Consider the following 14889-nt stretch of genomic DNA (forward strand, 5'->3'; position numbering starts at 1 on the left):
ATACAGGTGCATCCGCAACCAATCGCGCAGCCATGGGTACTGCCGACGGGCATACGAAGGGACGCGAATGCAGGTCGGGACGGAATGCTGGCGGGTCGAGCGCGCCGAACAGATGGCGGTCATCGTCGATGCGGAGAAGTATTTCCGTACCGCGCGAGTCGCGATGATGGCGGCCAAGCGCCGCATCCTGCTGATCGGATGGGACTTCGACGCACGGATCGAGCTCGAGCCCGGCGTCGACCGGCCCGGCGAGCCCAAGAAGCTCGGCGACTTCATGCTGTGGCTGGTCGAGCGCGAACCCGAGCTCGAAGTGTTCGTGCTGCGCTGGGACACCGGCGCGATCAAGTCGCTGTTCCGCGGCTCGACGATCTTCACGATGCTGAAATGGATGAAGCACAAGCGCATCCACACCAAGCTCGACGGGCATCACCCGACCGCTGCATCGCATCACCAGAAGATCGTCATCATCGACGATGCACTGGCGTTCTGCGGCGGGATCGACATGACCGGGGACCGCTGGGACACGCGCGATCACCGCGATGACGAACCGCACCGCGTCCAGCCATCGGGCAAGCCCTATAAACCGTGGCACGACGCGATCAGCGCGGTACAGGGTCCGATCGCGCATGCGCTGGGCGAGCTGTTCCGGCGCCGCTGGCATCTTGCCGGGGGCATGAAGATGGCGGCGGGCAAGCCGGGCGGTACGCTCTGGCCCGAGGGGCTCGAGGTCGATTTTCACGACGTCGACGTCGCGATCGCGCGCAGCGAACCCGAAATGTCCGATCAGGTCCCGGTCTATGAAAGCGAGGCGCTGTTCCTCGGCCAGATCGCGCGCGCCAAACGGCATCTTTATATCGAGAGTCAGTATTTCGCGTCGCGTAAGATCGCCGAGGCGGTCGCCAAGCGGCTCGGCGAGGCCAATGGCCCCGAGATCGTGATCATCAACCCGACCACCGCGCAGGGCTGGCTCGAACCGATCGCGATGGATACCGCGCGCGCGCGGCTGATGGAGGCGCTGCACCGGCGCGACACTTATGGCCGGCTGCGGATGTACCACCCGTACACGGCCGGTGGCGAAGCGATCTATTGCCACGCCAAGATCCTGATCGCCGATGAGGACGTGTTCCGGCTCGGTTCTTCGAACATGAACAACCGGTCGTTGCGTCTCGACACCGAATGCGATCTGGCGATTCGGGCCAGCGACGAAGCGACGACCAAGGGTATCGCCGCGATCCGCGACGGGCTGATCGCCGAGCATCTCGGCGTCGACGTGTCGGTGGTGAGCGATCTGATCGCGCAGACCGGCTCGCTGATCGCGACGATCGAGCGGCTGCGCGGCGCGGGCAGGACGCTGCAGCCCTATGAGGTCCCCGATCTGACATCCGTCGAGGAATGGCTGGCGGACAACGAAGTGCTCGATCCCGAGGGGCCCGCGGAGATGTTCGAGTCGCTCGACAAGCGCGGGCTGTTCCGGCGGTGGCGCCGCAGGAAATAAGGGGCGGTCTTCGATCCTCCCTCTGGCGGGGGAGGGGGCATGCCTCGTTTGCCACCGCGCATATATGCGAAAGGCCGCGGCACCCCCCGGTACCGCGGCCTCCTGCTCTCCCGAACCTACAGGGGAGTTACGCGACCTGGGCTTCGAGCACCTCGTCGGGTTCGCGCAGCACATAGCCGCGACCCCAGACGGTCTCGATGTAATTCTCGCCATCGCATGCCAGGCTGAGCTTCTTGCGGAGCTTGCAGATGAACACGTCGATGATCTTGAGTTCGGGCTCGTCCATCCCGCCATAGAGATGGTTCAGGAACATTTCCTTGGTGAGCGTCGTGCCCTTGCGGAGCGACAGCAGCTCGAGCATCGCATATTCCTTGCCGGTCAGGTGGACGCGGCTGCCATCGACCTCGACCGTCTTGGCGTCGAGATTGACCGCGAGCTTGCCGGTCCGGATGACCGACTGGCTGTGCCCCTTCGAGCGGCGGACGACGGCGTGGATGCGCGCGACCAGTTCCTCGCGGTGGAACGGCTTGGTGACGTAGTCGTCGGCGCCGAAGCCGAAGCTGCGGACCTTCGAATCCATCTCGTTGACCCCGGACAGGATCAGCACCGGCGTCGACACGCGCGCGACCCGGAGGCGCTTCAGCACGTCATAGCCGTGCATGTCGGGCAGGTTCAGGTCGAGCAGGATGATATCGTAATCATACAGCTTGCCCAGATCGAGGCCTTCTTCCCCGAGATCGGTGATGTAGACGTTGAACCCTTCGGTCGTCAGCATCAGTTCGATCGCCTTCGCCGTGGTCGGCTCGTCCTCGATCAGCAGCACCCGCATGCGTCGTCCCCTGTTCGCGAAACCGCCCGACACCCCATGTCAGCAGCTCGACTTCGATTCATTAACCACACAAGCTCTGAAGGCAAAAGGTTAATTTCGAGCTAAGGCTGACGTTCGAGCGGGTTGGCACGCGACGTGGAGACGCGCGTGCGCAAGACCGTGCTGCGACCTGCGCGCGGCTCGGGTCATTGCGTATCGCGCAGGCGTTTCGTCAGGAACGCGATCAAGGCTTCGACGCGGGCGGGTCTCAGCGGACTCGGCGGGGTGAGCAGGTGGAGGCCGATCGGGGCGGGGGCCCAGTCGACCAGGATCGGCACCAGCGCACCGCTGGCGAGCGCCGCACCGACGATGAACGCGGGCAGTCGCGCGATGCCCAGACCGGCGACCAGCGCGGGAAGGATCGCTTCGCCACTGTTCGCGGTCAGCGGCCCCTGCGCCCGCACCGACACCTCTGCCCCCCCGGGCCCTTGGAAGCGCCACGGTCCGACGACGTTGGAATAGCCGAACAATCGATGCTCGCCGAGTTGTGCCGGGTGGGTCGGCGTCCCGTGCTCCGCGAGATAGCGTGGTGCGGCGACGATATGCGCGTGGATCGTGCAGAGCCGGCGTGCGCGGAGCGAACTGTCGGGCAGTTCGGCGATGCGGAGCGCAACGTCGAACCCTTCGGCGACGATGTCGACGCGCGCATCCGACAGATGCAGGTCGACCTCAATCCCGGGATGCGCGGCGAGGAATTCGGCGAGCAACGGCGCGACGTTGGTGATCCCGAAGCTCATCGGTGCGGCGAGCCGAACGCGGCCGGTGGGAGCACTGGCGGCGTCGTTGGCGGACTCCTCCGCGAGCCGCGCCTCGGCCAGGATGCGCGCGGCGTGTTCCGCGAGCGGCTTGCCGGCTTCGGTCAGCGCGAGCCGGCGCGATGTGCGGTGGAACAGCGACTGGCCGAGATGTGCTTCCAGCCGCGTGATCGCCTTCGAGACGGTCGCCTTGCTCAGCCCGATCGCATCGGCGGCGGCGCTGAACGAGCGATGTTCGACGACGCTGGCGAAAATCGCCCAGGCTTCGAGATCGGGCAGGCGCATAAGGGGGCTCTCCGCCGGGGTGGTTGATCCGACCATCGCTACGCTAGCACCGAAACGATCGGTTTCCAGCGTTTCTATTTACGTCGCGATCGCTCCCCTTATCTTGGCTGCAACCAGTGGAGACTTATCATGACGACCACGACCCTGACCAAGATCGCCGACACCGCCGTCGAGCGTCGACCGTTCGAAAGCCTCGGCCATGCCGATCATGGCTGGCTCAATGCCCGCCACCATTTCTCGTTCGCCAGCTATTACGACCCGGCGCGGATGGGCTGGGGCGCGATCCGCGTGTGGAACGACGACCAGATCGCCGCCAATTCGGGCTTCCCCCCACATCCGCACCAGGACATGGAGATCATCACCTATGTCCGCAGCGGGGCGATCACGCACCAGGATTCGCTCGGCAACACGGGCCGCACCGAGGCGGGCGACGTCCAGGTGATGAGCGCCGGCACCGGCGTCCGCCACGCCGAATACAACCTCGAGCCCGAGACGACGACGATCTTTCAGATCTGGATCGAGCCTTCGCGTAAGGGTGGCTCGCCGAGCTGGGGTGCCAAGCCGTTTCCGAAGGGCGAGCGGTCGGGGCAGTTCGTGACGCTCGCCAGCGGGTTCGAGGGCGACGGCGATGCCTTGCCGATCCGCGCGAATGCCCGTGTCCTGGCGGCGACGCTCAAGGCCGGCGACAGCGTCGACTATGCCATCGAGGACGGGCGCCACGTGTATCTGGTGCCGGCGACGGGCGCGATCACGATCGGCGACGAAGCGTTCGGCGCACGCGACGGCGCGGCGCTGCACGGCGGTCAGACTGTCACGATCACGGCACAGGATGATGCCGAGATCGTTCTGGTCGACTCGGAATAAGCGCGCGGCGACCTGATCCGTCACATCGGCGAAAGCTGAGATACGCGGTTCGGGCCGCCGCATTCACCTGATGAAGATCCCAGCATCGGCTGGGTACGTCGATAAAGGAGACTGACAATGACCAAGGTTCTCGTGCTCTATTACTCGTCCTACGGCCATATCGAGCAGATGGCGGATGCGGTTGCCGAGGGCGCCCGCGCCGGTGGTGCCGACGTCGATATCCGCCGCGTCGCCGAAACCGCGCCGCAGTCGGTGGTCGAGGCGGCGCACTTCAAGACCGATACCGCGCATGCCGAGATCGAGGGCCCCGCCGCGCTCGAGCAGTATGACGCGATCATCGTCGGCGCGCCGACCCGCTTCGGCCGGATGCCCGCGCAGATGGCGCAGTTCTGGGATACGACCGGTGGGCAGTGGTTCTCCGGCGCGCTGGTCGGCAAGGTCGGCGGTGCCTTCACCTCGACCGCGAGCCAGCATGGCGGGCAGGAGACGACGCTGTTCTCGATCATCACCAACCTGCTGCATCACGGCATGACGATCGTCGGCCTCGACTACGGGTTTAAGGCGCAGATGGGCGTCGACACGGTCAAGGGCGGCTCGCCCTACGGCGCGACGACGATCTCGGACGGCGATGGCAGCCGAATGCCGAGCACCGAAGAACTCGATGGTGCCCGCTATCAGGGCAAGCGGATCGCTGAGACGGCGGCCAAGCTGACCGCCTGATTGGAGAGGCGACGCGGGCGCGCACGCCCGCGTCGTTGTTCGCACCGGGGGTCAGCCGATCAGCAGCCGGGCGCCCAGCGCGGCGAACAGCGCGGGGGGCATGACCACCGCGCCGACCTTCAGGAAGCGCCAGAACCCGACATCCTCGCCTTCGCGACGGATCGCGGTGAGCCACAGGATCGTGGCCAGCGAGCCGGTGATCGACAGGTTCGGCCCCAAATCGACACCGATCAGCAGCCCGTCGGTGACGATCTGCGGGACATGCGCCTGGCCGAGCGTGGTGCTCGCGATCAGCCCGGCGGGCAGGTTGTTCATCAGGTTCGATCCGAACGCGAGGATCGATCCGGCGATCCCTGCGGTCGCGGCGGGCGACTGGGCGGCACCCTCGGCCAGCCAGCGCGCGAGCATCGCGATGACGCCGGTGCTCGCCAGCGCCTCGACCAGCACGAACAGCCCGGCGACCAGCGGCAACACCGCCCACGACACCGACCGTAGTGTCGCGACGGGCGATTTCCGGGCGCCGATGCAGATCGCCGCGGTCGTGGCGATACCCGCCAGGCACGTTGGCAGCCCCAGATCATAGCCGCGCGCCGACGCGACGATCAGCAGCACTGCCGTCGCGACGATGCCGATCAGCGCGACCATGCCGCCCCTTGGCAGCGTCATCGTCTCAACCTCGGTCGCGCACGTGCCGCTCAAACGCTCGCGCTCGAGCCAGCGCAGGATCAGGAACGTGACGCCGATCGCCATCACCGATGGCACCGCGAACGACGCCATCCAGGCGCCGAGCGTTGGCATCTTGCCACCGTACAGCACCAGATTGGCGGGGTTCGAGATCGGCAGCACAAAGCTCGCGGCATTGGCGATCAGCGCGCACGCAAACAGCATCGGCAACGGATCCGCCTTCGCCTTTTTCGCCGCGGCATAGACCGCCGGCGTCAGCACGACCGCGGTCGCGTCGTTCGACAGGAACGTCGTCACGACGATGCCGACTCCGAACACCAGCGCGAACAGCCGGCTGGTCGATCCCTTCGCCATCCGGACCGCGTGCACCGCGACCCAGTCGAACAGCCCTTCCGCGCGCGCCACCTCTGACAGCAGCATCATGCCGATCAGGAACAGATAGACGTCGCCGCCCTCCAGCACCGCGCGCCAGGCATCGCCGGTCGGCATCAGGCCGAACACGACCAGCACGACAGCGCCGGTCACCGCCCAGACAGCTTCGGGGAGCTTGAACGGCCGGGTGATCACGCCGAACGTCGCGATGAAGCAGATCGCCCAGATCGCGTACCGGGCCAGCATGTCGGGGTGTGTCACGTATGGGCCATCCCGTAAGAACGTGGCTGCGGTGCCGTTGACGCGTGTTCGTCGCTGATGCGGATCACCAGTCGAGGCCGTTCTTGTTGGGGCCGCGCTGCGCGCCATCGATCCCGCGGTCCGGCCATGCGCCGATCGCATGGACGTCGCGGCCGAGTGCTGTCGGCGCATTGCGCTTCAAGCGCGGTGGCCCCGGACGGTCGAGCGGGCGGGGCGCGCGGACCAGGATCTCGATCACGTCTTCGCCGCCATCGCTGCGCACGCTCAACCGGTGGAGCCCGTCGGCCACGCCGTCGATCGTCGCCTCCCACAGCCCGGCTCCGTCATGCGTCATCGCCACCACGGCGCCGTCGTCGAGCCGCGCAAAAACCTCGGTCGGGGCGGAGGCGCCGAGGATCTTCGCCCGGACAACGAAGGATCCGTTCGGGACATGGCCGCTATCATCGGGATCGGTGATCAGGCGACGATCGGCGGGCGCGGTGATCTGGACCAGCGGCCACGGATCGTCGATCGCCTGGAACCGCCAGCTCGGGATGCCGTCGTCGAGCGTCACGACGGAGAATCCCGCCGCGCCCTCTTCGATCTGGCCGGTCGAGCGGGTCGCGCCATATACCACGCGGCCGTCGTTGAGCAGTTCGTTGTAATGCGTGTGGCCCGTATCGACGAACGCGACCCGGTGCGCCGCGAACAGCCCCGCAATGCCGTCGGGATCGTCGCGAAGGTCGCCCGGATAGGCATGCATGAAGACCACACTGCGTAGCGTGGCGGCGGTCGCCGCGCTCAGTTCGCGCTCGATCCACCGTCGCTGGCCGGGATCGATCCGGAAATCGGGGCCACCATCACCCGCGGAGACGATATCGAGGAACAGGCAGCGATAGCCGTTCATCGTGACGGCATAGGGCGCCAGGTTCGTCGTGATCGCATGCATCGCGGTCAGGTCGCCGGGTTCGAAATCATGATCGCCTGCCAGCACATGCCAGGGGAGCGACAATCCGGTCATCGCGTCGGCAATTCGCGCATATTGGTCGTGGGTCCCGTGATTGGCATTGTCACCCGGCAGGAAGGCGAAATCGACCGTGCCGCCCGCCGACCCCGGACCGACATGCGTCTGCGCCAGCGCCGCGAGTGCGCGAAACCGTGACAGTCCCTCATACCCATCGGCCTCGTCGACATGCAGGTCGCCAAAATGAATCCAGGTAAGGAGCCCTGCCATTATAGTCTCTTCCAAGTCATTCCCGACGGTCGCAGCCAAGCGCAAGGATCAGGCGAACGTTCCGTGACATTTTCTTCATGATTTGAAGCTGAACATCGTCGTTCAGTTTCGGTTTAGCTTCCGGGATCATTGGATAAATCTGGATCGTATATATTCTTCGGCGTTGGAAACTTTGCCGCCGGCCAGATCTTTAGCGCTCGACGGACAGCGACTTTGAAGGACTCCTGATGGCCACGATCGCGGACATGCCGCCCCGAAGCACGAGCGGAGATCGACCGTCCGGCAAGGTCCCGACGCGGACGCTCGACGCGTTGAACTTCTTCCTGGCCGACGTCCGCGACGGCCTCGGACCCTATCTCGCGATCTACCTGATCGCGGTGCGCGGCCCGGCGCATGGCTGGAACGAGGCCACCGTCGGCGCGGTGCTGACGATCGCCGGGATCGTCGGACTCATTTCGCAGACGCCCGCGGGCAGCCTGATCGACCGCGCCAGGAACAAGCCGCGGATCGTGATGGTCGCGGCGCTGCTCGTCACGCTCAGCAGCCTCTCGTTGCCGATCGTCAGCGGGTTCACGGCGGTCGCCGTCACGCAGTCCGTCGCGGCGATCGCAGGCGCGGTATTCGCCCCCGCGATCTCGGCGATCACGCTCGGGCTGGTCGGGCCGAAGCTGTTCGCCAAGCGGGTCGGTCGTAACGAAGCGTTCAATCACGCGGGCAATGCGGTCTCGGCGGCACTCGCGGGTGTGCTGGCGTGGAAGTTCGGCCCGGTCGTCGTGTTCTGGCTGATGGGCGGGTTGACGGTCGCGAGCATCGTCAGCGCGTCGCGCCTGAAGAACGACGACATCGACAACGCGGTCGCGCGCGGGCTCGATTGCGAACCCGACGAGGCGGACGACGATTGCGCGCAGCCGAGCGGCTGGAAGACGTTGCTCGAGAACAGGTCGCTGATGATCTTCGCCCTCACGGCATTCCTGTTCCACCTCGCCAACGCGGCGATGCTGACCTCGGTCAGCCAGCTGCTCGCGCGGACGGTCGGCAAGGATCAAGCGACCTCGCTTACCGCCGCGTGCATCGTCGCGGCGCAGCTCGTCATGGTGCCGGTTGCGATCCTGGTCGGTCGCCACACCGATCGCTGGGGCACCAAGCCGCTGTTCCTGGTCGCGTTCGCGTTTCTTGCCGCGCGCGGTGCGCTGTACACCGTGTCGGATAATCCGTGGTGGCTGGTGGGGGTGCAGGCGCTGGACGGCGTGGGGGCAGGGATCTTCGGCGCGCTGTTCCCGGTCGTGATCGCCGATCTGACCAAGGGCACTGGCCGCTTCAACGTCAGCCAGGGCGCGGTGGCCAGCGCCCAGGGGCTGGGGGCGGCGCTGTCGGCGACGCTGGCGGGGGCGATCATCGTCTGGGCCGGGTACACCGCCAGCTTCCTGACGCTCGCGACGATCGCCGCGCTCGGGCTGGGACTGTACGTGGTCGCGATGCCCGAAACCAAGGAGAAGGGGGCGGGCTGAGCAGCTACGCCCCCCTCCCGGATGTTCAGCGCTGTTTCTTGGTCAGCGTCGCGGTGAAGTCGGGGTCCTTGTTCGCGACCCAATCGACGAATTTGCGCACCGCGGGGCTCGCCAGCAGCCCCTCGACATCCATCCCGTGGCGCTGGAGCTCCGAATTCGTGAAATTGGCGGTCAGTGTCTGCTGGCAGATCGGATGCATCGGTACGACGTCGCGACCGCCGCGGCTTTTCGGCACGGGATGATGCCAGACGATGGTCGCGCCGGTGGGCCGTCCGCACAGCCAGCACGCGACCGCCGGCGCCGGCGGCGCGGCGTCGGGCGTCAGGTCTTCATAGGGACCATGTTTCGAATGCTTGCGGGCCATGTGACGAGCCAAATCCCCTGAGTATGCCGCCGCTGTAGCGGCATGCTCCGGAAATTCACAGCATCGCTCTTCGTCCCGCGCAACCACGCCTATTTCACGTCGAGCAGGATCGTCGTGACCGAGCGGGGCCGCGCGATCGTCGCGGCGCCCGATCCGCCGACGCTGGCGGCGTGATGCGTCGCATCGGTCACGACGACATCGCGCACCCGGGCGTTCGGCAGCGCGATCGTCAGCCGCCGCGCGATCGAGCCGCCGTTGACATGGACCAGGATCAGCGTGCGGCCATCGGGCGAGGACGCGCCGATCGTGTCGGCGTCGTCGACGGGGACCAGTCGGTAGCCTGGGCGCAGATAGCGGCTGAACGACGCCATCACCCAGTATTTCGGGGTGATCTGGATCGGGTGCGGCGCGGCCGGGGCGGCGTTCAGGTCCATCTTGACGAGCCCCCAGTTCGAACCCGGCTTGCCGTCCTTCCCGCTGAAATTCTCGACCGCCTGCCAAAAAACCCACGCCGCGGGTTCGAGCCGCTTCAGATCCTGGACGACATGTTCGCCGAACGCCAGGCCGGACGCCATGTCGACGAAGGATTCGGGATCCTTGTCGAGTGGGGTGTCGTCCTCGCTCATCCACAGCCGGATATTCGCGGCGCGGGCGATATCGCGCACCGCGGTCTGGTGGACGGTCCCATAGCTGTGCACGTTGAGCTGGCCGATCCGCGCCCGCGTCGCTGGCGGGTAGGCGGCCCAATCGGCGACGAACAGATGGGCGTTGGTCTCGTCGGGCGCAGCGATCGCGGTGTCGAGGCCGGCGGCGTCGAGCGCGGCGGCGGTTGCGTCGATCATCGTCGCCTGTCGGGCGGGCGACCAATGTGCGCCCTCCTGCGTGTTCGCGGCGAACCAGTAATCAGTATTGGGCTCGTTGACCGGCGACAGCGTGCGGAAACGAATCTGGTGGCGACGCTCGAGTTCGCCGACGACGCGTGCGAGATAGGTGGAGAACGGACGCTCTTGACCGGGGCGGAGATTGTCGTCGGTGCCTTTGACCGCGCCGGATACGCGGCCGCTGACGGTCATGAACGCGGGCGGCGAGTTCGAGAATGCCTCGAATATCGGGGCGGCAACGCGGTGCTTGATCGCATCGAGCCACCAGCGCTGGTTCGCATCGGCGGACCAGTCCCACATCGCCGGATCCTCGGGCCGCCACCAGTCGCTGGCGACTGCGGCGGCGGGCTGCCGCCAGAACCCCGGTACGGCGGCGCCGGTGCGGAGGTAGGGCAGCGTCGTCGCGGCATTGCCACCGCCGATATTGTAGCGCGCGATCGTCCAGCCCAGGCCCTGCTTACCATAGAACAGGTCGGCTAGGCGTTCGCGGGTCGCGTCGGGGTAGCCGCCGGTGACGTTGGCGAACCAGGCAAGCGCGGTTCCCCAGCCTTCGAACTCGGTGCCGGGGCGATCGATCGCGGGCCGGAGCGTGATCGCGACGCCATCCTGGACTGGTGCCGCCCGGATTGCTGGCGCTTGGATTGGCGGCGCCTGAACCGGTGGCGCAATCCGCGCGCTCGACGGTGTCGCGACCAGCGCGAGGATGGTGATGCCGATGCGGCGCGTGCTGTGGATCATGCTTTGGCTCCTCGATACAATGGTGTTTGCTTGGCGGTCCGCTTCAGTCCGTTGCACGCAGGGACAGTTCGGTATCGACTTGTGCCTGCGCGATGAGCGCCATCGTCGCGGCGCGCGCACCTGCGGGGTCGGCGTCGGCGATCGCCTCGAACAGCGCGCGGTGTTGCGGCATTGAATCGCTCGGCTTGCGCGTCTGGCGATGCTTGAAGACCGTCGTCCATCGCACCGCGGCGCCGATGCTGCCCCCCAGGCTGACGAGCAGTTCGTTCCGCGTCGCCTCCAGGATGACATGATGAAAGCTTTGATCGGCCGCCTGACCGATCGGGCTCGCAAGGCCGTGGTTCTGCATCTGTTCGAGTGCATGCCCCATCCTCGAGAGATGCCGGGTCGTGCGGAACGTCGCGGCGAGTTCGGCGGCGGACGGCTCGATGATCAGGCGCAGCTGGAACAGGCTGCGGACGAAGCCGACCGCAGGCTCGCCTTCGAACATCCAGGCGAGCACGTTGGGGTCGAGCAGGTTCCAGACCGCGCGCTCGCGGATCCGCGTGCCGGTCTTGGGTTTGCTCTCGAGCAGGCCCTTCGCGCCGAGTATCCTGAGCGCCTCGCGGACCAGGCTGCGCGAGACGCCGCGTTGCTCGGCGATCTCGTGTTCGGTGGGAAGAGTCGCGCCGACCGGATGCGCGCCGGTCACGATTTCGATCCCGAGGTCACGCGCCAATTGTGTATGCGATGTCCGTCGCCTGGGAAGGTCTGACATTTCGATCCCCCTTTGGATTGGCGTACGCCTTAGCTGGATCGGTACGGCATCGAACGCACCCTACACAAAAATGCTCTTGTCCTACAATAGAAATACAGTATTCAATCTTCCCAACGATCGGCAAACAGGCGCTTTCGCGGGCGTTCAACAGGCCGACGACGCTGCAATAGGGAGGATGTAGACGATGGTTCGGTTGCGTACGCGGATGTTGATCGGAGGATCGCTGGCAGTGATCGTGACCGTAGCGACACCAGGCTTCGCGCAGAGCGTGCCGACGCCGGTGTCGGCGCAGACCGCGTCCGGATCCACGTCCGCGCCGACGCGCGGGACGCTCAACGCCGATCAGGCCGCCGCGCAAGGCGTGTCGAGCGACGACATCGTCGTCACCGGCGTGCGCGAGAGCCTGCGGTCCGCGCAGGCGATCAAGCGAAATTCCGACCAGATCGTCGACTCGGTCAATGCGCAGGACATCGGCAAGCTGCCCGACGCCAACACGGTTGAGGCGCTGCAGCGGATCACCGGCGTCCAGATCCAGCGCCGATACGGCGAAGGCGCGACCGATTTCGATCACCGGACGCAGCCCGCGATCACCGTGCGCGGTCTGACCCAGGTCAGCAATTTCATCGACGGTCGCGCTGCGATCTCCGCTTCGGGCGGGCGCACGCTCGATCTCGAGGCGATCCCGCCCGAACTGCTCGCCGGGATCGACGTGTTTAAGAACCCGCCAGCCTCGACGATCGAGGGGGATATCGCCGGCGTCGTCAACATCCGCACCCGTCTGCCGTTCGACAGCGCGGGGCAGCTGATCAGCGCGACGCTGAAGGGCAATTACTATGACCGCGCCGACAAGTTCGGTGGCTCGGGATCGGCGCTGTACAGCAACCGGTTCGCGACCGGCGTGGGCGAAATGGGCATCCTGCTGAACGCCAGCTATGCGCGCAGCGCGTACCGCCAGGATGCGCTGCTGATCGGTCAGTTCGGTCCGATCCCGACCGGCACCGTCATTCCCGGCGCCCCTGCCAATGCGCAGGTGCCATTCGGCGAGCAGATCTATGACGATGGTGGCAAACGCAACCGGATCGGTCTGGCCGGCGCGTTCCAGTGGCAGCTGGCGGACAATTTCCTGCTGACCGCACAGGCCCTGTATTCGCGGTATAAATTCTTCCGTCAGGGCAAATATTTTTACTACAACAACAACGGCAACCCGCTGACGACGCCGCTTGCGGGTTCGGCGTTCACGTTCGACGACGCGGGTTATGCGACGTCGGGATCCCTCGGCAACCAAGTGTTCGAATCGTCGCGGTTCGATCAGGATCTGACCAACACGACGGGCAATTACACGCTGAACGGGAAGTGGGACGTCACCGATCGGCTGCATGCGCGCTTCGATGCGCAGTACCTGAAGTCGTCCTACAATGCGGACCGCAACGGCTTCGTGATCTCGCTGTACGATCAGACCGGGCAGACGCCGTACAATGCGACCAACCAGAGCATCGTCGATTTCGACCTGCGTGGATCGAAGCCGGTGTGGAACGTGCGCAACCCGGGATTGCTCAATAACCCGAACAATTACGCCTTCACCTACATGGCGGATTCGATCCAGCGCAACGATGCGGATCAGCTCGCGCTGGCTTATGACCTCGATTACGAGGTCGAGGGCGACGTGCTGAAGAAACTGCGCGGTGGCCTGCGTTACTCGGACAGCAGCGTCGATTTGCGGGGGACGTGGAACGGCTTCTGCCTCTTGCCGTCGGGGCCGAACCCAAGCTGTTCGTCGGCGAATGGCATCCCGTTCGTGCGGTTGTCGACGTATCCCGAACTGGCCATCGCCGGGCCATCCTCGAACTTCTTCGACGGCAAGACGCTGCCCGGCGGAATCCTCTATCCCGCCTTCTCGCAGGGTAGCGGTCTGTTCGACAGCCTGACCAAGACCGAGGCGCTGTTCGGTGCGACACCGAAGACCGCGTTCACACCGGGCGATCTCAACCATCAGACCGAAAAGACGCTCGCCGCCTATGCGATGGCGGATTACGATACCGATGTCGCCGGACTGCGGATCGACGGCACGCTTGGCGTTCGCATCGTTCGGACGCGGAGCGGTTCCGCGGGCACGGTATTCAACAGCGACGGCACGCTGGTCCCGATCGAGGTCAATCGGGAGTATGTGAAGGCACTGCCGAGCTTCAACCTGCGCGCGCACCTGACCGACAAGCTGCAGACGCGCTTCGCGTTCAGCAAGTCGTTCGCGCGGCCAAACTTCGATCAGCTCGCGACCAACGTTACGCTCAATCCTGCGACGCAGGTCAGTCCGATCACCGGGCGTCCGAGCGGTGGGTCGGGCAACCCGTTCCTCCGGCCGATCACCTCGAACAACTACGACGCGACGATCGAATGGTATTTCGCGCCGACGGGTTCGGTGACGCTCGGCGGTTTCTACAAGACCGTCGACGGGTTCCTCGCGGGCGGGACGGTGGTGCGATCGTTCAACGGCATCGCCTATGATATTGGCACCACGCTCAACACCGGCAGCGGCAAGATCAAGGGGTTCGAGGCGGCGTATCAGCAGTTCTTCGACTTCCTACCAGGCCTGCTCAGCGGGTTCGGCGTGCAGGCGAACTACACGTTCGTCGACAGCAACGTCTCGAACCCGTTTGCCACCACGGGCAGCTCGATCCCAACGCAGGTGCCGCTCGAGAAGCTGTCGAAGAACAGCTACAACCTTGTCGGGCTGTACGAAAAGGGGCCGATCACGGCGCGTCTCGCGTGGAGCTGGCGCGGCAAGTATCTCGATACGACCTCGGGCAGCGGCGCAAACGGCATTCCGCAGTTTCAGAAGCCCTATGCCTCGCTCGACAGTTCGATCAGCTACAACATCAACGAACATTTCGCGTTTTCGGTGGATGCGGTGAACCTGACCAATCGGATGAACGTGACCTATATCGGCACGACGAGCCAGCCGCTGCAATACACGCTCAACGACCGCCGGTTCGGCTTCTCGCTGCGCGCCACCTACTGACCGTTCTTCCCCGCCGTCCCCGCCTGCCGACGTGGTGTTCCCCTGCCACGTCGGCATTTTTTCGGATAAGCGCGTGCCCATGACGATTCCGCGGCCAACGTGCGACCC

At 65.6% G+C, this 14889-nt stretch carries 12 protein-coding genes; 5 read left to right on the forward strand and 7 right to left on the reverse strand.

The genetic code is table 11. The features are described 5' to 3' along the window. Positions 1–67: 67 nt before the first annotated feature. Positions 68–1495, forward strand: coding sequence for a phospholipase D-like domain-containing protein (locus ASE88_RS11490; protein WP_055872992.1), 1428 nt, complete (start codon positions 68–70; stop codon positions 1493–1495). A gap of 127 nt (positions 1496–1622) precedes the next feature. On the opposite strand, the gene ctrA is transcribed toward ASE88_RS11490, so the two are convergent. Continuing rightward, a complete protein-coding gene (gene ctrA, locus ASE88_RS11495; RefSeq protein WP_055872989.1) occupies positions 1623–2324 on the reverse strand; it encodes a response regulator transcription factor CtrA in 702 nt (233 codons plus the stop codon). 185 nt (positions 2325–2509) lie between these two features. Further along, complete coding sequence (locus ASE88_RS11500) at positions 2510–3403, reverse strand: LysR family transcriptional regulator (protein ID WP_055872985.1); 894 nt, start codon at positions 3401–3403, stop codon at positions 2510–2512. Between the two features lie 129 nt (positions 3404–3532). Here ASE88_RS11500 and ASE88_RS11505 point away from each other — a divergent pair, with 129 nt between their 5' ends. Further along, a complete protein-coding gene (locus ASE88_RS11505; protein WP_056478204.1) occupies positions 3533–4267 on the forward strand; it encodes a pirin family protein in 735 nt (244 codons plus the stop codon). Between the two features lie 117 nt (positions 4268–4384). After that, complete coding sequence (gene wrbA / locus ASE88_RS11510) at positions 4385–4987, forward strand: NAD(P)H:quinone oxidoreductase (RefSeq protein WP_055872979.1); 603 nt, start codon at positions 4385–4387, stop codon at positions 4985–4987. Positions 4988–5038: 51 nt separating this feature from the next. Here the strand turns inward: wrbA and ASE88_RS11515 are convergent, their stop codons facing one another. After that, positions 5039–6289: an arsenic transporter gene (locus ASE88_RS11515; protein WP_056478206.1), complete on the reverse strand. Its 1251-nt coding sequence runs from the start codon at positions 6287–6289 to the stop codon at positions 5039–5041. 79 nt (positions 6290–6368) lie between these two features. After that, positions 6369–7517 (reverse strand): metallophosphoesterase, encoded by a 1149-nt coding sequence (locus tag ASE88_RS11520; protein ID WP_056478208.1) that lies wholly within the window; start codon positions 7515–7517, stop codon positions 6369–6371. Positions 7518–7744: 227 nt separating this feature from the next. Here ASE88_RS11520 and ASE88_RS11525 point away from each other — a divergent pair, with 227 nt between their 5' ends. Then, complete coding sequence (locus ASE88_RS11525; RefSeq protein WP_056478210.1) at positions 7745–9025, forward strand: MFS transporter; 1281 nt, start codon at positions 7745–7747, stop codon at positions 9023–9025. Between the two features lie 25 nt (positions 9026–9050). Here the strand turns inward: ASE88_RS11525 and ASE88_RS11530 are convergent, their stop codons facing one another. From ASE88_RS11530 to ASE88_RS11540, 3 genes are all read right to left on the reverse strand, one after another. After that, positions 9051–9389, reverse strand: a complete 339-nt coding sequence (locus ASE88_RS11530) for a hypothetical protein (protein WP_056478212.1) — start codon at positions 9387–9389, stop codon at positions 9051–9053. An 89-nt stretch (positions 9390–9478) separates the two neighbouring features. After that, positions 9479–11008, reverse strand: a complete 1530-nt coding sequence (locus tag ASE88_RS11535) for a glycoside hydrolase (RefSeq protein ID WP_082466512.1) — start codon at positions 11006–11008, stop codon at positions 9479–9481. A gap of 43 nt (positions 11009–11051) precedes the next feature. Continuing rightward, entirely contained in the window at positions 11052–11765 is a 714-nt protein-coding gene (locus ASE88_RS11540) for a FadR/GntR family transcriptional regulator (protein ID WP_056478214.1), read from the reverse strand. 229 nt (positions 11766–11994) lie between these two features. On the opposite strand from ASE88_RS11540, the gene ASE88_RS11545 reads away from it, so the two are divergent. Next, positions 11995–14781 (forward strand): TonB-dependent receptor, encoded by a 2787-nt coding sequence (locus ASE88_RS11545; protein ID WP_235527914.1) that lies wholly within the window; start codon positions 11995–11997, stop codon positions 14779–14781. Positions 14782–14889: the final 108 nt, after the last annotated feature.

The organism is Sphingomonas sp. Leaf38, from assembly GCF_001421825.1.
Classification (GTDB): Bacteria; Pseudomonadota; Alphaproteobacteria; order Sphingomonadales; family Sphingomonadaceae; genus Sphingomonas.